We start from the raw sequence: 21,222 nt of genomic DNA on the forward strand, positions 1-21,222 counted from the left end.
CTATGGCTTTCTAATTTTCAAAGAAAACAAACAGTTGTCAAACAAATTCATATTTAAATATTTTCTAAAAAATCAGTTCCTGATGTCTTTTAAGCACGCCACATAATTGAATGAAAAATATACAGATTTTTCAGGTAAAAAGTTTGAAATAAAACATAACAGAAAAAATATTTATGATGGAAACTCGTCTTATCCCCAAAAAATTTCTGAAGTTGATAAAAAATTTGGCTGACGAAAACAGAAATTACAAAAAAATTTTTGGTAATGTATTTTGGTTAGAAGTGGTAAAGGAAAAAAATTATAGCTGGTTTAATTTGAGGTTAAATTCCAAATTGATGTGTTTTCTGACATTTTTCCCCGAAACCTCTCCTGTCGAAAGTCTGTTTTTAATGTCTTTCACTTCCAGTATATGACTGAGATTATCCTTATAAAAACGCCAGCTTTCGGAAAGTCCGTCATCAGGAATGTATTTTGTGTTAAATGACTCATCATCTACAAGGTTCAGCTGAATATTCTCTTCAAAACAAACAGGATTTATCAGTTTTCGGTTTGTTGTGATGCCTGCAAAAAGCAGTGAAAGATTCTTTTCGTCATACAGGCTGCTGCACAGCTGCAGAATATTGTCGTATTTTCTGAACATAAGCCGATAAACAAGTCTGTTCTGCTGAAAAAATACTGAGTCCTGATCATAACTCTTGTACAGAGACTCTGCATCTATACTCCGTCCCTTTATCATGCCGTACGGATCGGTAAACCAGTACTGTGCGTATCTGAGCTTACTGAAAATATCCTGCATGGAGTTCCTGACTGAATTTCCTTCGACAGATTCATACTTATTGTCTTCAATCCCCTCAACCGTATATCCGAAGAACTGACCGTGATAACCGAGACTGTACTCATACTGCCTCAGTTTTCTTTCTATAAGCTTTTCTCCCGCATCAATCGTCAGTCCCAAAATTCTGTAGGGATTGTTTTTCAAGAAATATTCCAACATTCAACTACCACCACGCCATCATCTAATTTCCCGGAGAAATTTCTTCCTACCTGAATGATTTTCTTTTTTTTCTGAACGGTCTTGTTATTATTCGTAAAAACCACCAGCACAGCCTTACAATAAGAATACGTCTGACAGCACCTGTCTTAATAATGTGATATTTGGAATTGCCACCATAACCGATATCAGCGATCTTATATTTTTCCAGATCATTCTTATTCAGAACCTCATCGATGTCATCGAACATTTTCTGATTTTCTTTATGTGAGTCATCAACTTTAAATGTAGCTTTTATTCTGAAAAATTCATCTTCCTGAATCAGGTCATATTCACCGTACTTCTTCTGAATTTCCACGATATACTTTTTTATCAGCATCTCTGCTTCATAATCAGGATTTTCCTTTTCCACGAAATTCATTACCGCGGATAAATATTTGCGTATTTCATGTTCCGAAAAATGATCTGCAGAGCACAGACAACTGCGCATACAGAACAGAACACGAAAAATCCTGTCTGATTTTTCAGGAAGATAATCTTCACTGTTTGTATCTGAAGTGTGTTCAATTAACGATGTATATGTATTCAACATTTAATAAAGCTCGAACTCTTCCGTAATGATTCTGTATATTGCCCTGCTGTCTGCTTCTTTTATCGGATAACTGTCAATATTCACGTTATCCATAACAGCCATCACATTGATGATAAAATCCATAAAATTCTCATAAAACACCGTCGGAGAGAAGTGAAAACGATGACTGTTTATCTTAAGAATGGAATCTGTCTTCTTAAAATCATATTTTGCCAGTATCGAGTAATTCGATTCTGATGTTCCCAATGATGACGACTGCTTCGCAAAAACCGTGACAATGCATCTGCTGCATGAAGCATCAGCGTCAATATGCCAAAGATGTGGACTGCTGGCTCCGGTCCAGCGATCCACCGACATGCATTCAAAATCAAGAACGTTATTTTCGGAATAGAGATAACGCAGAACATCTTTATCATCAGGAATAATTTCCGCATATTTACGGTTTTGTATGAGACCTTCGACAAACAGCAGTTCCTTCAATTCCATAAAACCTTCAATGAACTGTCGCTCCCCGACTCCGTTAAAACCGGACTTTAAATCAATATTTGGTTTAAATGTTTTAAGAAGATCCCAGACGATATAGTAAAAAAATACCCTCTGTCTGATGTTCCACAGCGAATAATAATAATCCTTCAGATTCTCAAAAAAACCGGTCAGGAAATAATTTCTTATCAGAGGATAATCTTCAAGTCTGCCAATAACATCCCTTATATTTTTCTCAATATTCAGCATTTCTGATCTTATCTTTCTTACCTTAAAGTAAAACCACATTTTTCCGCTGCGGGCTTCATCGGTAAGAACAGACTGCAGTCCGTTAAAAAACAGCTCAATCCTGTCCTTTATGTAATTTTTGCTTATCGGTAACTTTTTGGCTGCCGGCTCAAATCCTGAGCTCTTTTTAATGTTTTCAAGCAGTCTTTCTGAAATCAGACAGTTATTCTTTAAATACGCTAATTTTCTGTCCCATTCTTCTCCATTTCTCTTATAAAGCTGGCGAAATAAAGCGGAAACAGCGTTTATGTGAACATCTGAACTTATGAATTCCTGATATCCCTTCGGTTTTTTATCTTTCTTAAATAATTTATCGATGATTCTGCTTTCTACAAGTTCAACATTACTCATCACCCTCACGTAATCCAGGATTAAATCGCTGTCACAGACCGAGGCTTCTGATTCTGTCATAAAACGATAATAAAAAGAAAGTCTGGACAGATTTGACAATTCATCCATAAGTACGGCGTCGGATAATACGCCAAGAGTTGATTCCCCAAGAATTTTCTCAATTCTGCTGACAGAATCCTCTGAATCAACCAAAAAATACAGACTCTGTCTAAAATTTCTTAAAGTACTCGGTTTTACGATGATCTGCCTGGTTTTCAGACAAAAATAGTAATTCTGCAGACTATTATCCATTTTCAGCCCCGCACTCATATAGCTTCAGTTCGATATTTCCGGCAATTTCATCGATTGAGAAATAGATATTGCTTTCATCAGAGAGCCATGGGATTCTTTTGTCTTCTTCATTTTTGATTTCATCGTAATCCCTGCCGCCGTAGGTTCTTTTAAGCTTATTGAAGTCACTGTCAGCGGAAGAATCTTCTCCATGTGTGGCACCTGTCGAAACATTTCCGTTTTTCAGTTTATATACGCTCACTTCACTCTCTTCTGGAGAATACATGAATATATAAACATTATCCAGAGCCCTGACTACACAGTAGCAGCTTGAATCCATTGACCTGCCGACAGAAAATACCGCCACATAATTCTCAGGTGTTCTGATTTTACCCAGACATTTTTCCGGCACGTACAGTCTGATAAAGGTCAGGTTTTTCAAAATATAATTTTCTTTCAAAAAGTCATCGGTTATACCTGCAAGTTTTTCAGGCATCAGCGTTCTAAAAATTTCATAGTGAATTCTGTTTCTGTAGAGAATCAGATCCTGCCCTGATGGTTTTCCGCCGTTGTAATCAGCTATTCCGTAAAGCAGATCTGCCATTGGCGGAATATCTACCAGATTGTTTCTTAACATACTGACCAGTGTCAGAAAGGACGTGACAAACTTCCCCCATGAACTCTGAATCTGATTTATTTCTTTCAGGTTAAATCTGTTTTTTTCTTCTCTATAAAAAACAAACACATCATATAAAGATACGCCGAATCCGGTACAGACACTCTCAAAATCAGAGGAACCGCTTCCGAATACGGAAACATCAACACCTTTATCACGTAGAGTCTTGTTATTCTGTCTGGTTCTGCAGCAGTACACAAACACATAATAGAAAAACAATTTTTCCATAAAGGGAATGGAAAGATTTTTAACCGGACCGTTCTTCTTCCAGAGAAAATTTACGTAATCAATAATCATGTTTTCATAAAGATCGTCAACCGCTGAACGTCTGCTGAAACATTTAAGCAAATTTCTGTCTTTACTGAGAAGTCTTCTGTAATATTTCCCGTCTGCAAGATACTTAAAACAGTCTGTGAAAAAGAGCAGCGGCATCTGTTCACTGCTTTTCTGGCTCTGATAGTTCTCTCGTGCGAGCCACATCAGAAAAACGTGGAGTTCTCCCGAGGTGAATGCCTCTATGGTATCGGCGTTAAAAATAAAACCGGGATCATCATCATCAGAATAAATTTTTCCGGATGTATCTCCCCGAGCCAGATTTCTTATCAGTACAGGTTCAGACAGTGCCGGAAGTTCTTTTACAGCCTTATGGCACCTGTCATAAAATTTCAGATAAAAAAGAATAAATTTGCGACGTCTTTCGGGAGTGAATTTGATTTCATCTTTTATGTAACGCAAAAACACTCCGAAGATCAGATCGAAAAATCTGTCCTTTCCTCTATTGAAATAACTTGTACCGTTCAAATAGTTATCCAGCAGGCTCAGAGCCTTGTAGGCCGGATCATATCTGTGAGCGATTTCCAGAATTTTATTGCATGTGGAAGCCATGGCTCTGTCAAAATCAGAGAGGTCATCATCCCCCCTTCTGATTTTAATCAGCTCTTCATTCCACAAATCACTAAAATTCAAATATTCCAGCTGCTCGGACATTTATAAATCATTTCTCCTGACTGTTGGCAGAATACTGATTATCCGCAATTTTTGTAAATGCCTTCAGAACGGCATTCATGCTGGTTGAAGCCACCTTTTCATAATGATCGGCTCTTTCCCTGTAAGCCTGAGCCCAGTGATCCGTGAGTTCTTTGGTAATCTGTTTAACGTTCTCTGAATAATCCTGGATATTATTTTTCAGAGTACTGTCCATAACAGGCTTAATGTCCTGTATTTCCCTGATACCTGAGGCCAGATCTCTTTCCATCTTTTCCATATCCTTTAAAATTTCTGATACGTTATTAGACACCTCGTTAATTTTTTTCAGTCTGCTGAGGGAATCCTCACTTTCAGGATCCAACCTGTTGACCTGATCCATAATGTTTTGCTGAAGGTTTTCAATCTTTTCAGTCAGATCAGAACATTTAACTACGGAATCTGATGTTTTGCCCACAAGAGCTTCAATATTGCCGCAGATAGCTTCGCCCCTTGCTCCAAGTTCACCTGCCAATTTTCCCCACTTTTCAATGTCATCACTTATATGCTGGATATTGTTCATGGCATCACTGGTCAGAGTCTTAAATTTATCAGACCATTCGGTATACCTGATGGTGACAGTCGTGGTGGCTTTATTGGTGGAATCTATAAAATTTCTGCCGGCGGATTCCAGCGCCTCAGTGTATTTGCTGAATATTCTGTCAAAGACTCCACTCATGTTGTCGATAGCCTTTTTTATGGCTTCTTCGTTAACGTCAGCAATGTACTGCGTAATGGATTTGGCAAGATACTCTGCAGACTCTCTTGAATTGGTATTGAGAGTAGTTACAAGAGTATTCTTTAAGTCAATAATACAATCCTGAACTGAATTTGTTCTAACCCCCATTTTTCTAAGAGAATTATCATTGCTTATATTAGGAACAAATGATTCATCTATCACGTGTTGCAGTTTCGTAATTGACTTCATGACATAAAAAGAAACAACACATCTTATGACCGAACAGATAAGACTTGCAGAAACCCCCCATACGGAAGTTATGAATGCCACCTTGGCATTTTTGAGCAGTGATATCAGCTGTTCATTCTGGATCTGGGTAGCCCCCTGAAATGTATCAAGATTGTTAAATCCGCCCAAAGCCAAAAGAAGCCCCACGAACGTACCAAGAACCCCCAGACCGGTAAGAAGTGAAGGGAACAGGGATCTCACCTCGCATATTCCCGGAGCAATGGTATGTTCATTGAAAAAATCATCAGCACATTTTGAATTGCAGTACTTAGCCTGCATTCCGTCAACGTATTCGAGAAGCGAATTTCTGAACGGTTTTACAAGATGTTTTAATTTGCCTTTCTGATGTTCTATATCAAAAAACATCCTGTCGGCATTATCCTTGTCACCGTTTTTACACTTATACTGCTCCATTTTCTGCATAAGCTGATCGATAAGCTTTCTAGACTCATTTTGCTTTAGGAATTCAGAAAAAATAAAAATTAAAAACAGTATCACTATGACAATGCAAAAAAACCAAGAGGTTCCATCACTTAACGCAGGTATAAAGCCCTTTATAGCATTCAATAACATAAAAACCTGATAAACAAATACACCAAACCGACTACAGCTATCACCCAAAGTACCCATTTAACCAGTAATGGCACTCTGGAAATACGCATATTCTCAAATTCTTCATGAGATGACACAAACCTTATGTCCATGTTCTCATTTACACTTTTTTTTATTCCCCGCGGCACTGATTCATAATTCATACCCGGGATAAACATTTCTTCTCCTGCTCCGTCCCTCTCCTCCCTGTCAATGTCTTTTTCAGGTACCAATATTTCATCAGGCAAATCAGGAAGAGTATCATCACCGGATGATGAATGTTTTTCAGACTTAACCTCTGAAACGGGAGTAAACTCTTCATAAACTTCAGGTTTCTCACGGAGAGTCTCCTGCACATAAGAAGATTGTTCTATGCATTCAGAAAGTACCCATCCTCCATCATCGAGAGTAAAGTCTGTATCATAGATTCCGTCCAGTTCAAATTTTCCCGGTGAAAGAATGCAATTATCACGCTCAACATCGTCAGCCAGGAGTATAAACCTGCATGCTCCGTGATTTCCCAAATTAACGATCGAGCTCTGAATTCCCTTATTAATGGATATACGCACTTTTCCTTTTATTGGTCTGGAAGGGTATCGCGGTTTAATCCTGAACACAAACCTGTTAGGCCCCCACTCTCCCTTCTCTCCCAGATATGAATCAGGTTCTTTTCTTTCTATACAGAATGAAAGCGACCTTACTTCTTTTTCAAAAAAATAATCAAACTCTCCGTTTTTGCGAATTTTAATACGCATCTTTGCTTATCTCTTTATAAGTATTTATGTATCTCCCCAGTTCATCATTTTCCTGTTCGTCAAGACCTATTGGATTTGTAACACCGAGATTATCTTTTACATATCCCCCAAAATTTTGCATCCATTTTTTAGAATACGCACGACCATGATTGTCAGCCTCTTTCTCATTAAGGACAGGAATCTTTTCCGCATCAACCTCAGGAATATCTGTAAGCGCCAGATTATTTATAGAATAAATACAGTCTGAAATTATCATTTTTACAATCTGAACCATTACCGGCCATAATTCGTCCTTGTTATTTTTAGTCTTGGAAATTTCCTCGGTTTCTGTGCAGAGTTTTTCCTTCAGATTATTTTTCTCCGCATAGTTAACAATTTCAGAGGATATGAATTCCAGACAGGACTTACTGATCAATCTGGTGTTGGCCGGTTCAGTTGACAGATTTCTCATGTGATCAATCCATCTGTTGTAGATCTTTTCACCGAAAGACAGAATTTTATGAGAATTATCCTCAGCAGCATCTGTATCGTCACCAAGTGAATTCAGAAGATCATCAATATCTGATAAATCATCAGGCTCACTGCTCCGATTATTCTTTTTCTCAGTCTCAGGTTCTTCGTCATCATCCAGATAATCTGAATGCTGATAAATATCCTTTATGGTTCCTTCGCGTAAATCAAACAGAGAAAGAATATCAGCCCAGCGAATCGACATATTGGGATTGCTTTTATACTCGGTTAGAGTCTTTTTCAGATTGAACTTTTTACGATTTTTGACTTCGTCATTATTTTTGCTGGTGTACCATTTATCAAGGAGATTTATGGCTGTATTGCAGCAATCCTTAAGTGTATTCTCAATGGAAAATTTTCTGATTTTATCGGCATCTATGGCATTAATGTAATTACAGATTCTCTCCATGCCTCCGTCATTAAGTTTCAGCACGGCATCCCATGCTTCCTCAGGATCGGCAATATAGGTTTTTATATCATCGTCATTTATAAAACATTCTTTCATGTCATCTATTCTCTGACTGAAATCAGAATTTAATTCCTCTTCCAATCCTTCATATACTTTTATGAAAGGACACGACTGCAGTCCTGGTTTTCTTACCAGAAATATATTATTAAAAGGTTGCGGATTCTTATCGGTTCCATTCCAGTTCGTAAACCATTCTTCATTTCCGAATTTTTCCTTAACAGCCTGCCAGAGAAGACCTTTATCTCCATATTCATATCTGGTCTTATCCAGATCCGAAGATATCCTTGAATCAAATTTGGTTATTGCCCATAACAGACCTGTCTGATGACTGTTTCTCTTTTCCGGAGTTTCACCCTGCGTTTTCTCAATCCATCTGCGAATAACATCCTCCATTTTTGTATTGATCTGACTGTCGGCGGAGGTACAAACAATCAGACTGTTTATTTCCAAGTTATCGGTATATCTTTCAAAAAGATAAGCCACCTTGCCTCTTAAAAACAAACGGGATAATAACGTCTGTCCCCGAGTATTATCGGAATCCTGCTCATTCACAGACGATACAGCCATACGACCTCTGTATCCGGGAAAATCCAGCAGGTCCATCTTTTTGATAATATCAAGCTTAGGACTGCGAATACAAAGTGACAGTTCGGCAGTTAAGGCGGCAAGTTCACTTAAAGGAATGTCAACCTCTACCTTATCTTTAGTCATCACGCGGGTCTTGTATTCAGACTCCTCGCTTCCTAGTCTGTACAGAGCATTAACATTGATTATGGAAAGATTATTGTTATTGTCATGCGGTACAAGAGCCTCTTCCTGAGCATAAACGATTTCCGAATTACAGAGTTCACTCAATGTTTTGGCCAATTTTTTGTAAAGACGGGTCAGCTCGTGCTGTTTTTTTCCGTTCCATAAAACGGAAAAAAAATCAGCTCTCTGGTTAAGATCTCCGTAAATAATTTTGGTACGAGCCGCTTTCCAATAGGTTTCACCAAGGTTTTCCAGCTGAGGAAAATTGTCCTTGATATAATCTTCCAGGGAAAAGATCTCATCAAGAGCCATATTTACCTTTTCCTTTTTCTGTATACAGTTGGCTTTCTTCACGGCGTCAGCAATATTGGCACTACTGTTGTCGTATGGTTCCCTGTTCTTAAAATCATTGTAATAGGTATTTACAATTATTTTAATAATCTCATTTTCCTTAAGCATCTGCAGTAGTAAAGGATACCTGGTATCAATACACTCACTTGCATCAGTGGTAAATCTGGTAACCAGTCCGGTTGATTCCTTACCCCCGCCGGAAGGATTGATATCATCAATAAAGTTATATTCCTTGTTGTTTCCAAGGTAAGTTATCAGTTTTCCATCTTTGTCAGATGCCAGTGTGGAAACCAGATAAGACTTGCCTACCTGAGATTCGCCGAACAGACCGATACCGGTTTTTTTACCGCATACTTTACTTAACAGTCTGGCTTTAGCAGCTGTTTTGCCGAGATGATAACAGGTATTATCAGCTTCCTTTTTGATAACTTTAACCTTGCCTGATACCTTTTCCACCCATTTAATTGAACTTTCGGAATTGGCCTCGACAGTGTCCCACTCTTCTTTAAGATTTAAAAATTCGTTATTCATTTATTAAAATACTCCCACTATCAAGCCAGTAAGCATTATCTGACAGTCCTCTGTCCGGAAGGGTACAGAGTTTAATCTTCACATCCTCGTCAAAGCAGTCAATGTTTCTGTTTGATGACTGACTCTTCCTTACTGAAAGTTTGGATGAAGGCTGTTTGTTTTTATCATCATTTTCATCTGAAAAATCAATGTTTCTTTCCAAAGTCACTTCAATACAAGCATCTGCATCGGCATTAAGCTGTCTTGCCAGTTTTTCACTGAGGACGAGCTTATACAGTATGGAAGCAGGCCACCTTTCGTACTGCATGGATCTGTAACCCAATACAATCGGACCGGAAACTCTGAAGCTGCCGTCAAATTTATACTTTGGATCATCAAAATTGACATCCCTGTAGTAGATATTCTTGTCATACAGTCTTTCACATGCCGCATCAAGACGTCCGAGGTATCTGACACACGATTTAATCTTTATGGACAGAGACTTGAAGTTGAATTCGGTTAAGGCGCCATTAGCACTTGAATGACAGATTAATGCCCCCACAGCCGCAGTGGTCTTGGGATCATCAATAAAACCGTTTTTCCTCATCGGATACCAGTCTGCAATCTTGTAAGAATGCATTGATATAACTCTCTTCGGAGGAATATCAACCCTGTTTCTGAAACATGAGAGAATTCCTGGCAGATTGGATGGACGCCCTGTCAGCAGAACTACATCACAATTGTAGTAGTGAATAACCTCTGCCATGTAGGAAAAGACCTTTTCACAGATATCCAGTGACTGACAGGTAGAAAAGTTGTTGTCAAATTCCTTGAAATTAACGCGCAGAATCACATCCATTATTGAGAAGGAATCATCTTTTATCAGAGCGGCAAAATCCCTGCTGATATAATCTATAACATTCTGATTTACCGGGGATGACTCCAGAATATCCCTGAATGTACGATTATCCACATCGTATTTGTCAAAATCCCTTGCACCATACTTTTCATAAGCACTCAGGATCTTAAGTGCCAGAGGTTCAAAAAGCTGCAGTGTCAGAATCTTCTTTAAATTCTTTTCCTGAGCAGAACCTTCTGACGTACCACCTATCTTGCGGCTTAAAATTTCTGAAATGTCATCATCGTAAGCCCCCCTGCCTTTCATGTAGGCTTTTATGGAGGAAACAACATAACGTTTAATCACGTTCAGCATGATGTCATCGCCGGCAACCTTAAAGCTTTCCCTGAAAAACTGAGTCGGTGCTATGGCATCTCCGTTTGAATTGAGAGAGAACTGATTTATGACTATATCTGAGGTACCGCCACCGATATCAACAGTTGCCATAACGAGTTTCTGGGAATTTCTGCGACGGGAATAACTTCTGAAAAAATTATCATAGTTGTTACTGAAATTCTTCACCATTTCGTTATAGATAAACACCACCTGACCGCAGATTGCCTCATCCCATTTAATCTGTACTTCAGGTATCTCCGGCCACATATTTTTGACTTTCGAATCATCCTGAGACATATTAAAGATGTTCACGTCATCTTCAGTGGTGTCCCACTTCATTGCCTTCCAGAAAATCCCCAGTGCTCTCTTCATGCACTGTTCGTATGCTTCAATCTCCTCTCTCGGCATTCCTGGCGGAATTGTCAGAATAATAGATTTCAGATATCGCGGAGAATCCTTTGATTTCATTGACGATCTCTGATAAACACTGTTAATAAGACAGTAAGACTGAGCTAAAATCTCATTAAGAAGGAAAGTCATTAAAGACATACGTGAATATTTCGGCTCAAATACAGCTTCATAATCCTCATTTTCATAGGTTGCGAAACCGGCCTGATTTATATAAGTCTGAATCGGGGCTATATTTGCACTTTTGGATTCGTTGTTGGTACATGAAGGATTCACGTACCAGATACTCTTCTGTTCCTCATCATCCCACAGATATCTTTTAGGACTGGATAATCCTGTTAAACCTTCATTGCCTTCCAGATTCCATGTAAGTTTTTGAGCTTCATAACCTGTTCTGACCATTGAGGCCCAGACAAAAGGTGTTGCTCCGTTTGGTGAAACACAGTATTTATTATTATTGAATGAAGGAATTGCAAATTCCACTCTGCTCGGAAATGCATCATTGTAGATTATGGTCGGATCTGTAAGATCTCTCATTCCCATCTGATAGTTAGATGAAAAACCTTTTTCATTAGGATGTCTTTCCACAAACAGTGCACAGGTTCTTGAATTACCGACATCTAAAACCAGATCTACGGGTACTGCACCATCTTCGAATTTCTGGTACTTAATAATCTTAACTCTAGGAATTTTTACACAGTCCTGATTTAACAGCAGACTGATAATGGTCTGATAAAAGGCTGTACCCTGATGATTAATTGTATTTTTTTGCTTCTCTGATTCTGTGTATTCCTTTCGGACACTGTACTCTTCCCAGATGTTATTTATCCATGTAGAAACAAAAAAATTATCTTTTATAAATGAATTAATATTTAAAAAATTGGAACACAGCGCAAATTTAGCACCAGAACGTATATCCTCACTCAAAGGAAATAATCCTTTTAATTTATCCCTGTCATTATTATTAACAGAGGTATCAAAAGCTATCACCAGATGATACTTTTTCTCTTCGCCGGCAATCTTTTTAAAAAAAGCTCTTGCCCAGCAGGAAGGTCCGTTGGCAAAACCGTCTCTGTCATCAAGTTTTTTCAAAAAAGGAATAGGAAACCACTTTTGTTCATAAGCTTCCAGTGCTTCTTTGAGTTCATAGCGAATCGTTTTCGTATCTGAATTATATTCCTCGTTATTTACAAGGTTTACATATTTCTTCTCAATCTTTTTTACTTTTTCCAGACACTCTGCATCAGAGTTAATAACAAAACGTTCGTAGTGATCCTCATCCAATGCAGATAAATCAATTTTAAAATCAGTAAATTGAACCCCGCTGTGTTCAATTAAAATCATATCATCCTGAGATTCAATAAACTTATTTACCATTTTTGATATCCCCTGTAACAATTTCAGTTACCTAAGTTCAAATTCTTTATCTAACTGCTTCTGTTCCCAATGAATGCACAGATATTTTCCAGCCTTTTGAATCAAGTAGCAGGAAACAATTATCAAAAACCTCGCTACACTGGATTTTTGAAAATTCAACGCCGCAGTTTTTAATGGCATCCTGCTGATTTATGGCAAAAGATAGCCCGCTGTCCACTTTAGAATATTTTGTGTTCAGCGTACAGAGTTCACTCTCGCCATCCCACATTCTTACCCTGGCTGAATTATTTTTTAACAATCTGTAGGAAACTGAGATTTTAGCCTGAACCACATGTTCACCGACAGCATTTGCGGAATCTGATTTCTTTGATTTTTCAGCATCAGTACCCTGAACCGTGGAATCTTCCTGAGATACCGTTTCAGGAACTGAACCATTCTCCGCTATGCCGGATTGAGCTTCAGTGTCAGCAGCAGGCATGGATGAAGATGAGTTATCCTCAATATCAGAAGATGAACCTGAAGACTCTGATGAATCACTGACAGCAGATGTATCTTCGTATGTCTCCTCTGAAACCTCACCGGAATCATAACTGCCGGTCTCAACGATATCTGATGTATCGTAGGCTGACGTTTCCGAACTAACACCTACGCTGTTATCATTACCTGATTCCACAACCTCGCTTGAAGAATATTCACCAGAAGAAACGTCACTAAAAGCACTGGAATTCTGTTCCGGTAAGCCGGCGGCACCGGAATCGCCGCCATTCGGCATACCAGCTCCTCCATCCCCCGTGCCGGAACCGGCATTTTCTGAAGAGCCTGATAAAGAGTCTCCGTTTACCACAAGTACGAACTGATCGCCGGCATCCTTATTTGAGGCATTCTTACTGTCATCATGACTGTCTTCATCAGCCTGTTCCGTATTTTCCTGTTCGTTTTCCTGCTCGTTTACAGGTTCAGAACCTTCCGGATTGTCATCTTCCGGATATATCAGCCAGAAAAGAAGACATAGAAACAGTAGCAGAAGAACTATAATGAATATCCAGAAACCATAAGATTTTTTCCCGGACTTTTTATCATCAGAATCAACCTGGCCCTCTGCCTCATTATTCAAACCGGATGACGCTTGACTGTCATAATTGAAATTGTCCTGATTATTTTCGTCAGCTCCCTGACCACCGTTTGAATTATACTGGGGATTTACCTGGGAATCTGACAGATTCAGGTCAGCTAAATTAACTGAAGTACCGTCGTCAAATACATCGTTTTTAAAATGATTATCTGATCCTGATGCATTGAAACAAGAAGATTCATCTTTATTCGCATCATAATGGAAAGAAACTGAAGGTTCCTCCTTGTCTGCCCCCTCAGAAAGAGAATCGGCCATATCTTTTATACTGTCTGCATCTGTTTTTTCATCATCTGAATCATCCTTCCATGAATCGATGTCAGGCCAGATGTTCTTAAAATCCTGTGCCGCATCGATGTCATCCTGCTCAGCAAAATCTGATTCATCGTTTTTAGATGAAAAATAATTAAACTGACTATAGTATTTTTCCGCAGGAGTGGATTCAAAGTCCACCAGATCGGAACCGTCACATTTATCACATACAAAACTCAGGTAATCATTGTTTGGCTCTGATGAATTTGAAAGTCTCCAGCCTATTAAACTGATTACCGGAGTTGTATTTACTACGAAAATACAGTCATTGCTTGGAAAATCCAGAACCACCCCGCAGGATTTAGGATTGTCTTCATTATAGAAATATCTTGCCAAATCTCTTATTTCACTGCTGGTGCTACTTTCGTAAATCTTTTTGCTTTTATCTCTGATAAAAGAAAAATATTTGCCAATCTTCACATTTACATATTTTTTCTGATCTTCAGTAAGCTGCGAATATTTTCTTATAGATTTCACCTTGCGAAAAACACCAGGAACAAAAACCTCAAGTCTGTCTTCACCGATAACAACATCAGAGAACAGAGCAAGAATGCAGTTTTTCGTGGATTGAGAAAAACTCTCACCTTTAAAAATATGTTTTTTTATAAAATGATCAAGATGGTCTTTAACCATATCGACAGAACGACCATGTTCGCCACGGGGTTCATAATTTTTACGCTCATAGTCTGTAATTTTATAACTGTCCGCCATACATAGTCTCTTTAATTATTTAATGATGACATAAACCACTATTTTTTATGATTGATAGTACAGACTATCAAAACGTATAAAAAAAAACTACCATTAACTATCACATTATTTAATGCTTTATTGAATACTTTTTCAGACATTTCATGATTGTTTTTGAAGGTATATTAGATTTATATTAAATTGAATACAGATAATAATTTAAAATACATAATAAAATAGATATTGCTCATATGAAGAAACAGTAAATATTAATTTTTTTAAACATGTCAATTATCTATATAAAAAATGTATTTTCTGTCACAGATACAAAAAAAAGAGTAAAAGATAAGCATAGGAATAAAAAAAGCCTGAAGGACTATAACCTTCAGGCTGTTTGCATAAGATTTAAGAATATCTCTTTACAGTGCTTCAGGAAAATGAGAACAAAGCCGGATTATCCTTCAGCGCGATAGAATTATTCCCATTCAATAGTTGCAGGAGGCTTACCTGACACGTCATAAACCACACGGCTGATACCGTTGATTTCGTTGATGATACGATTTGATACGCGACCTAACAGATCATACGGAAGTTCTGCCCAGTGAGCAGTCATGAAGTCGATGGTCTGTACGGCACGCAGAGACACCACGTAATCATAACGACGACCGTCACCCATAACACCTACTGACTTCACAGGGAGGAACACTACGAATGCCTGAGATACCTTGTGATACCATTCAGCCTTGTAGAGTTCTTCGATAAAGATTGCATCGGCACGACGTAAAAGATCACAGTATTCCTTCTTAACTTCACCCAGTACGCGAACACCGAGACCAGGGCCCGGGAACGGATGACGGTAGAGCATTTCATAAGGAAGACCTAAAGCAAGACCAATCTTTCTTACTTCATCCTTGAACAGTTCTCTTAAAGGTTCAACCAGACTGAACTTGAGATCAGGTGGCAGACCGCCAACGTTGTGGTGAGACTTGATTACCTGAGCCTTACCGGTCTTGGCTGCTGCTGATTCGATTACGTCAGGATAGATTGTACCCTGAGCAAGGAAGGTTACGTCAGTAAGCTTTCTTGCTTCATCAGCGAATACGTCGATAAATGCCTTGCCGATGGCCTTACGCTTGGCTTCAGGATCACTTACGCCCTTAAGTACGGAAAGGAAGCGGTCTTCCGCATCAACATAAACGATGTTGAGACCGAACTTATCGCCGAACATTTCCTTAACCTGAGCACCTTCGTTGAGACGTAACAGACCATTGTCAACAAATACGCAGGTAAGCTTGTCACCGATGGCGCGATGCAGAAGAAGTGCGGTTACGGAAGAGTCTACACCGCCGGAAAGGCCGAGCATAACCTTGTTGTCACCGACTGTGGCTCTGATTCTGGCGATGGCATCTTCGATAATTGCTTCAGGAGACCATAAACAGTTAAGCTTACAGATCTTCTTAACAAAATTTTCCAGCATTACGGCACCGCTCTTGGTATGGGTAACTTCAGGATGGAACTGAACGCCGTAGAAATTACGCTTTGGATCATAGATGGCTGCATAAGGACAGCTTGGAGTTGAAGCTGAAACTTCAAAACCGGCTGGAATTGAGTCAACCTTGTCACCATGGCTCATCCATACTTCAAGCTGCTTTCTGCCGTTTTCAGTCTTGTCGCAGATACCGTCAAACAGAGGATTGTTGTCATTTAAGAGATCAACTGCCGCATAACCGTATTCACGAAGATTTGAACACTTTACGCTGCCGCCGAGCTGAGCTGACATGGTCTGAAGACCATAGCAGATACCGAGAACAGGAACACCGGCTTCGAATACGTATTCAGGAGCTCTTGGAGAACCTTCATCGTTAACTGAGCATGGACCGCCTGAAAGAATGATACCGTTAGGATTGAATTCCTTAATCTGTTCCGCGGTAACATCGTTAGCCCATAACTCACAGTAAACACCGATTTCACGTACACGACGGGCAATCAGCTGAGTAACCTGGGAACCAAAATCCAAAATCAGGATTTTTTCATTGTGGATATTTTTTTCCATAATAAATAAATTTCCTAAATAAAAAGCCGGACTGAGCAGTCCGGTCCGGCCTTACGTTGTTACAAATTAAATTCTGTAGTTAGGTGCTTCCTTGGTGATGGTAACATCATGAACATGAGATTCCTTGATGCCTGCACCGGTAATACGTACGAACTTGGCCTTGGTACGCATATCATCGATGGTTGCGCAGCCGGTAAGACCCATTGCTGAACGGAGACCGCCCATCTGCTGATGAATGATGTGCTTTAAAAGTCCCTTGTATGGTACACGGGCTTCAATTCCTTCAGGAACAAGCTTGTCTGCAGCATTGTCAGACTGGAAGTATCTGTCGGCACTGCCCTTTGACATTGCACCGAGAGAGCCCATGCCACGGTATGACTTGAATGATCTGCCGCCGAAGAGTTCAACTTCGCCCGGAGCTTCTTCGGTACCTGCAAACATTGAGCCTACCATTACGAGGTTTGCACCTGCGGCGATTGCCTTGGCAATATCACCTGAGAATCTGATACCGCCGTCGGCGATAACCTTGATGTCGGTGCCCTTTAATGCTTCAACAGCATTTGAAACAGCGGTAATCTGAGGTACACCGCAACCGGTTACGATACGGGTGGTACAGATAGAACCAGGACCGATACCAACCTTAACAGTGCTTGCACCGGCTTCAGCAACGGCTAAGGCACCTTCAGCGGTAGCCACGTTACCGGCAACAATATCAATATGAGGATAAGCTTCACGGGTAGCCTTGATACGATCAAGAACGCCCTGAGAATGACCGTGTGATGAATCAATCAACAGAACGTCAACACCGGCTTCAACCAGAGCCTTAACACGTTCTTCGTTACCTGCACCTGCACCTACGGCAGCACCGCAGCGTAAACGGCCTAATGAATCCTTACATGCGTTAGGCTTGCTTTCAGCCTTCTGGAAGTCCTTAACGGTAATCATGCCCTTTAACTTGAAGTTTGCATCGGTTACCAGAACCTTTTCAATGCGGTTCTTCTGCATTAAAGACTGAACAACTTCTCTTGATTCGTTTTCATGACAGGTAACAAGACGATCCTTTGGGGTCATGATTTCGTAAACCTTCTTGCTGAGGTCGGTTACGAATCTTACGTCACGACCGGTGATGAGACCTAAAAGGTCGCCTTCGTCGTCAACAACAGGATAGCCTGCAAAACCGTTCTTATGGGTTAATGCCACGATTTCAGCCAGAGTGGTTTCAGGATGAACTGTGATAGGATCAACAACCACACCGCTTTCAAACTTCTTTACACGGCGAACTTCATCAGCCTGCTTTTCAATAGACATGTTCTTATGAATGAAACCGAGACCGCCTTCCTGAGCAAGAGCAATAGCGAGATTTGACTCGGTAACGGTATCCATTGCTGCGGAAACCATAGGAATGTTGAGAGTGATATTGGCGGTTAACTTGGTACGTAAGTCTGCAGTATTAGGCAGGACGGTTGAATGAGATGGAACTAAGAGAACATCATCGAATGTTAATGCTTCTTCTACGATTCTAAGCATGTGGCAAAACCTCACATCAATTAAATTAATGGGTAATTTTGCGTTGATATTATAGGCATTTAGGTATTAAAGGTAAAGAAAAATTTATCATAAATCACATTTTTATTACAAAAAACATAACAAAGCGGAATTTTTACCTGTCGTTGAATCCTAATCATCCCCTAATATCAGAACTATTTGTCTGATACCGCACCGACAGTCCCCCGTTCCAAATACCTGAAAAGCAGCTGAATTATTTATTTTCCATGGTTACTAAAACAGTTTAATCATATTTCTCTTACGTAATATATCTTAAGATTTGTCTTTTTATCATAAAAAACACTCCCAATATTATTATAAATACATTCTTTTTATTGCTTTTCTCAAAAATTAACATATTTATAACAAACAAATCTTGACTGTACAGATAAAGATACTATAGTTATCCCGTGTACACCGCCTGCCGTGATTATCGGCAGGTGGCAGGGATTTTCAGAAACTGATTAAAAAAGGATTCAATACAATGTCATTCATTAAGAATTTTATTATTAGCTCAGGCACCGTTATTGTAGATATAGCAGTTATCTTATTAGAAGTACTCGTAATCGTGGCTTCTCTGGTATCCATGGTCAAAAGCGGATTTATCGTTGGCTTTGCAACATTTTTAATCGGTTCAATCAGTACTATAATATCAGCATATTTCGTTTACCTGCTGATTGATATCCGCGAAAACATTGCAAAGATTGCCAATTCAAAGGCAACTGAAGTGACAAACACCCAGAACCAGCAGTAATTTTAAAATATTTCAGAAAACAGGAAAGTCAGAAACTTTCCTGTTTTCATTTTATATCCCGATCTGTAAAAAATTAATAATCAGCTCTCATACAAAATCCATAATGCAAATTAAACCTATGTCAGATATGATAAAATATCTGCGTTTCATTCAGAGAAGGTAACCGGTTGTATATGTTTTTTATATAATTTTTCTAAAAACATCACCGGCTCTGAATAATCTGAACTGTTTAAATAGATGGTAACAAAATGAGTTTTTGGAAATTTCTGGATTTAATTGGGGGCATAATCACGTATGTCCGCAATTTCGTAATAAATGCGTTTTTTCTGCTGTTTATTTTTTTATTTTTCATAATCATTATGGCCGGACTGGCAACCACATCAGATGACTCCGTTCCGGAAACCAACAAGATTGTATTCGTGGATGTTCATTCAACCATTTATGATGCTCCGAGAATGGAATCAAGAATAGAGGTTCTTTTAAATACCATAAACGGAATACATGAAGAACATATTTACACTGAACAGCTTAAAAGAATTTTTGATTATGCAAGCACTGACGATGAAGTGGAAGCAGTGGTTATGGATCTGTCCCACACAGAATCAGTAAGACTTGACGTAATCAAATCACTCGAACCTGCGATTGAAAAATTCCAGAAGGCAGGTAAGAGAATATACGTTTACGCTGACTCATACAGCCAGTCAACCTATGCTCTGGCAAGCTATGCCGATGAAATCTATCTGCCAAAACTCGGTGAGGTTTCCATCGTCGGCGTAAATGCCAGAAACCTTTACTTCAAGGATTTTCTGGATAATGTCGAGCTGACTGTATTCACACCGAAGGCAGGAACACACAAGAGTGCCGTTGAACCGTTCAACCGCAACGACATGAGCCCTCAGGTAAAGGAAGAAATGGGAATTATCACCTCTGATCTCTGGAACCTTTACGCCGACGTCATCAGAAAAAACAGACCGGACCTCAGGCTTGAAAATCTGCTATTCGGTTCCGATAATCTTATCGCTCTTGAGGAAAAGACACCTTTCGACAAGAATATCTATCAAGAATCAGGTGCCGTAGATAAAATCATGAGTAAAAATGATTTCTATGAACATATTTCCAAAATGTACAAGGTGAACTTCAAATACAGTTCAGACAAGAACGGTTATGATTTCGACAGTACCGATGCGGAACAGTATTTCAACAGCATTGTCAATAATGAAAGGAGTTTAGGGAAAGGTTTAGATAAGATCGGCGTTATTTACGGTCTCGGGGAAATAGGCTATCAGGATCCTAACGATTCCAATCTTACCACCTTTACTCCGGAACATATTCTTCCGCTGATTCAGAAAGCCACAAAGGATGACTACAAGGCTCTGATTCTCTATCTTAATACTCCTGGCGGCAGTGTCACTGCATCTGAAGATATCCGCAGCGCACTGGTAAACTATAAGAACAAGACTAATGGTAAGATTGTGGTTTACATGTCCGGAATGGCTGCTTCAGGCGGTTACTGGATTTCCACGGTTGCTGATACAATCGTTGCCCAGCCTTCCACCATCACCGGTTCAATCGGTGTATTCGGCATGCTCTTCAACGGCTCTGAATTAACTGAAAAAATCGGTATACACGAAGACGGTATCGGAACAAATCCTGACGCCAATCTGAGCTTTACCGCTCCTATTACCGAAAATCAGAAAAAGCTCATTCAGCTGGAAATAAACAAAACCTACGCCAACTTCATCAGACTGGTTTCAGACAGCAGAAAACTGGAAAGAACCAAAGTTGAAGAACTTGCTCAAGGCCGTATATACACCGGTAATCAGGCTCTTGAAATCAATCTCGTTGATAAGATAGGTTCTTTTGACACTGCACTTGATGAAGCCAGAAAACTAGCCGAAAGCAAGAATGCCCGCGTGGTTCTGCTTCTGCCTAAAGATGATAACAGGGTCAACGCCGTATCAAACGTTATCGTAAAGGCTGTTGCCCGCTATGACAGACCTATGGCTCTCAGGCTTGTTGATGATTTCGTCAGAGAACATCCTGTCGTCAAGGCTGCTGTAAGCAGAGAATCACAGATTATGATTCAGCCGTACACCATCAGTTACTGATAAACAGACGTAACTGAAACAGAAGAGGCAACCTT

General features: G+C 39.5%; 13 protein-coding genes. 2 read left to right on the top strand and 11 right to left on the bottom strand.

The annotated features are described in order from the left end of the window. Positions 1 to 298: 298 nt before the first annotated feature. The 11 genes from T489_RS0105325 to guaB all read right to left on the bottom strand — a co-directional run bounded on the left by T489_RS0105325 (position 299) and on the right by guaB (position 18,307). Entirely contained in the window at positions 299 to 994 is a 696-nt protein-coding gene (locus T489_RS0105325) for a hypothetical protein (RefSeq protein WP_031579010.1), read from the bottom strand. A gap of 46 nt (positions 995 to 1,040) precedes the next feature. Next, positions 1,041 to 1,583, bottom strand: coding sequence for a hypothetical protein (locus T489_RS0105330; protein ID WP_031579011.1), 543 nt, complete (start codon positions 1,581 to 1,583; stop codon positions 1,041 to 1,043). After that, positions 1,584 to 2,996: a hypothetical protein gene (locus tag T489_RS0105335; RefSeq protein ID WP_031579012.1), complete on the bottom strand. Its 1,413-nt coding sequence runs from the start codon at positions 2,994 to 2,996 to the stop codon at positions 1,584 to 1,586. Further along, on the bottom strand, positions 2,989 to 4,638 hold the full coding sequence (locus tag T489_RS0105340) for a hypothetical protein (protein ID WP_031579013.1): 1,650 nt from the start codon (positions 4,636 to 4,638) through the stop codon (positions 2,989 to 2,991). Before T489_RS0105340 ends, T489_RS0105335 begins: the two co-directional genes overlap by 8 nt. A 7-nt stretch (positions 4,639 to 4,645) precedes the next feature. Beyond that, entirely contained in the window at positions 4,646 to 6,271 is a 1,626-nt protein-coding gene (zorA, locus tag T489_RS0105345) for an anti-phage ZorAB system protein ZorA (protein WP_157608063.1), read from the bottom strand. After that, positions 6,205 to 6,987, bottom strand: coding sequence for a hypothetical protein (locus tag T489_RS0105350; RefSeq protein WP_031579015.1), 783 nt, complete (start codon positions 6,985 to 6,987; stop codon positions 6,205 to 6,207). The genes zorA and T489_RS0105350 overlap by 67 nt, the downstream gene beginning before the upstream one ends. Next, positions 6,977 to 9,598 carry a virulence factor SrfC family protein gene (locus T489_RS0105355; RefSeq protein WP_031579017.1) on the bottom strand — a complete coding sequence of 874 codons (2,622 nt, stop codon included), beginning with the start codon at positions 9,596 to 9,598 and terminating at the stop codon, positions 6,977 to 6,979. The genes T489_RS0105350 and T489_RS0105355 overlap by 11 nt, the downstream gene beginning before the upstream one ends. Next, on the bottom strand, positions 9,591 to 12,596 hold the full coding sequence (locus T489_RS0105360) for a virulence factor SrfB (protein ID WP_031579018.1): 3,006 nt from the start codon (positions 12,594 to 12,596) through the stop codon (positions 9,591 to 9,593). The genes T489_RS0105355 and T489_RS0105360 overlap by 8 nt, the downstream gene beginning before the upstream one ends. Before the next feature lie 46 nt (positions 12,597 to 12,642). Then, positions 12,643 to 14,748, bottom strand: a complete 2,106-nt coding sequence (locus tag T489_RS0105365; RefSeq protein ID WP_031579019.1) for a hypothetical protein — start codon at positions 14,746 to 14,748, stop codon at positions 12,643 to 12,645. 454 nt (positions 14,749 to 15,202) lie between these two features. Continuing rightward, positions 15,203 to 16,780: a glutamine-hydrolyzing GMP synthase gene (guaA, locus tag T489_RS0105370; RefSeq protein ID WP_031579020.1), complete on the bottom strand. Its 1,578-nt coding sequence runs from the start codon at positions 16,778 to 16,780 to the stop codon at positions 15,203 to 15,205. Between the two features lie 66 nt (positions 16,781 to 16,846). Beyond that, positions 16,847 to 18,307, bottom strand: a complete 1,461-nt coding sequence (guaB, locus tag T489_RS0105375; RefSeq protein ID WP_031579021.1) for an IMP dehydrogenase — start codon at positions 18,305 to 18,307, stop codon at positions 16,847 to 16,849. Positions 18,308 to 18,809: 502 nt separating this feature from the next. Between guaB and T489_RS0105380 the strand changes: the two genes are divergently transcribed. Continuing rightward, a complete protein-coding gene (locus T489_RS0105380; RefSeq protein WP_051621813.1) occupies positions 18,810 to 19,079 on the top strand; it encodes a hypothetical protein in 270 nt (89 codons plus the stop codon). A gap of 248 nt (positions 19,080 to 19,327) precedes the next feature. Further along, on the top strand, positions 19,328 to 21,187 hold the full coding sequence (gene sppA / locus T489_RS0105385) for a signal peptide peptidase SppA (RefSeq protein WP_031579023.1): 1,860 nt from the start codon (positions 19,328 to 19,330) through the stop codon (positions 21,185 to 21,187). Positions 21,188 to 21,222: the final 35 nt, after the last annotated feature.

Source organism: Ruminobacter sp. RM87 (assembly GCF_000701925.1).
GTDB lineage: Bacteria > Pseudomonadota > Gammaproteobacteria > Enterobacterales > Succinivibrionaceae > Ruminobacter > Ruminobacter amylophilus.

Bases quoted from the DNA above. Each gene is read 5' to 3' on its own strand.
- T489_RS0105350 (WP_031579015.1), bottom strand. From the start codon at position 6,987: ATGCGTATTAAAATTCGCAAAAACGGAGAGTTTGATTATTTTTTTGAA.
- T489_RS0105335 (WP_031579012.1), bottom strand. From the start codon at position 2,996: ATGGATAATAGTCTGCAGAATTACTATTTTTGTCTGAAAACCAGGCAG.
- guaA (WP_031579020.1), bottom strand. From the start codon at position 16,780: ATGGAAAAAAATATCCACAATGAAAAAATCCTGATTTTGGATTTTGGT.
- zorA (WP_157608063.1), bottom strand. From the start codon at position 6,271: ATGGGTACTTTGGGTGATAGCTGTAGTCGGTTTGGTGTATTTGTTTAT.
- T489_RS0105330 (WP_031579011.1), bottom strand. From the start codon at position 1,583: ATGTTGAATACATATACATCGTTAATTGAACACACTTCAGATACAAAC.
- T489_RS0105355 (WP_031579017.1), bottom strand. From the start codon at position 9,598: ATGAATAACGAATTTTTAAATCTTAAAGAAGAGTGGGACACTGTCGAG.
- T489_RS0105325 (WP_031579010.1), bottom strand. From the start codon at position 994: ATGTTGGAATATTTCTTGAAAAACAATCCCTACAGAATTTTGGGACTG.
- T489_RS0105340 (WP_031579013.1), bottom strand. From the start codon at position 4,638: ATGTCCGAGCAGCTGGAATATTTGAATTTTAGTGATTTGTGGAATGAA.
- T489_RS0105365 (WP_031579019.1), bottom strand. From the start codon at position 14,748: ATGGCGGACAGTTATAAAATTACAGACTATGAGCGTAAAAATTATGAA.
- T489_RS0105380 (WP_051621813.1), top strand. From the start codon at position 18,810: ATGTCATTCATTAAGAATTTTATTATTAGCTCAGGCACCGTTATTGTA.
- guaB (WP_031579021.1), bottom strand. From the start codon at position 18,307: ATGCTTAGAATCGTAGAAGAAGCATTAACATTCGATGATGTTCTCTTA.
- T489_RS0105360 (WP_031579018.1), bottom strand. From the start codon at position 12,596: ATGGTAAATAAGTTTATTGAATCTCAGGATGATATGATTTTAATTGAA.
- sppA (WP_031579023.1), top strand. From the start codon at position 19,328: ATGAGTTTTTGGAAATTTCTGGATTTAATTGGGGGCATAATCACGTAT.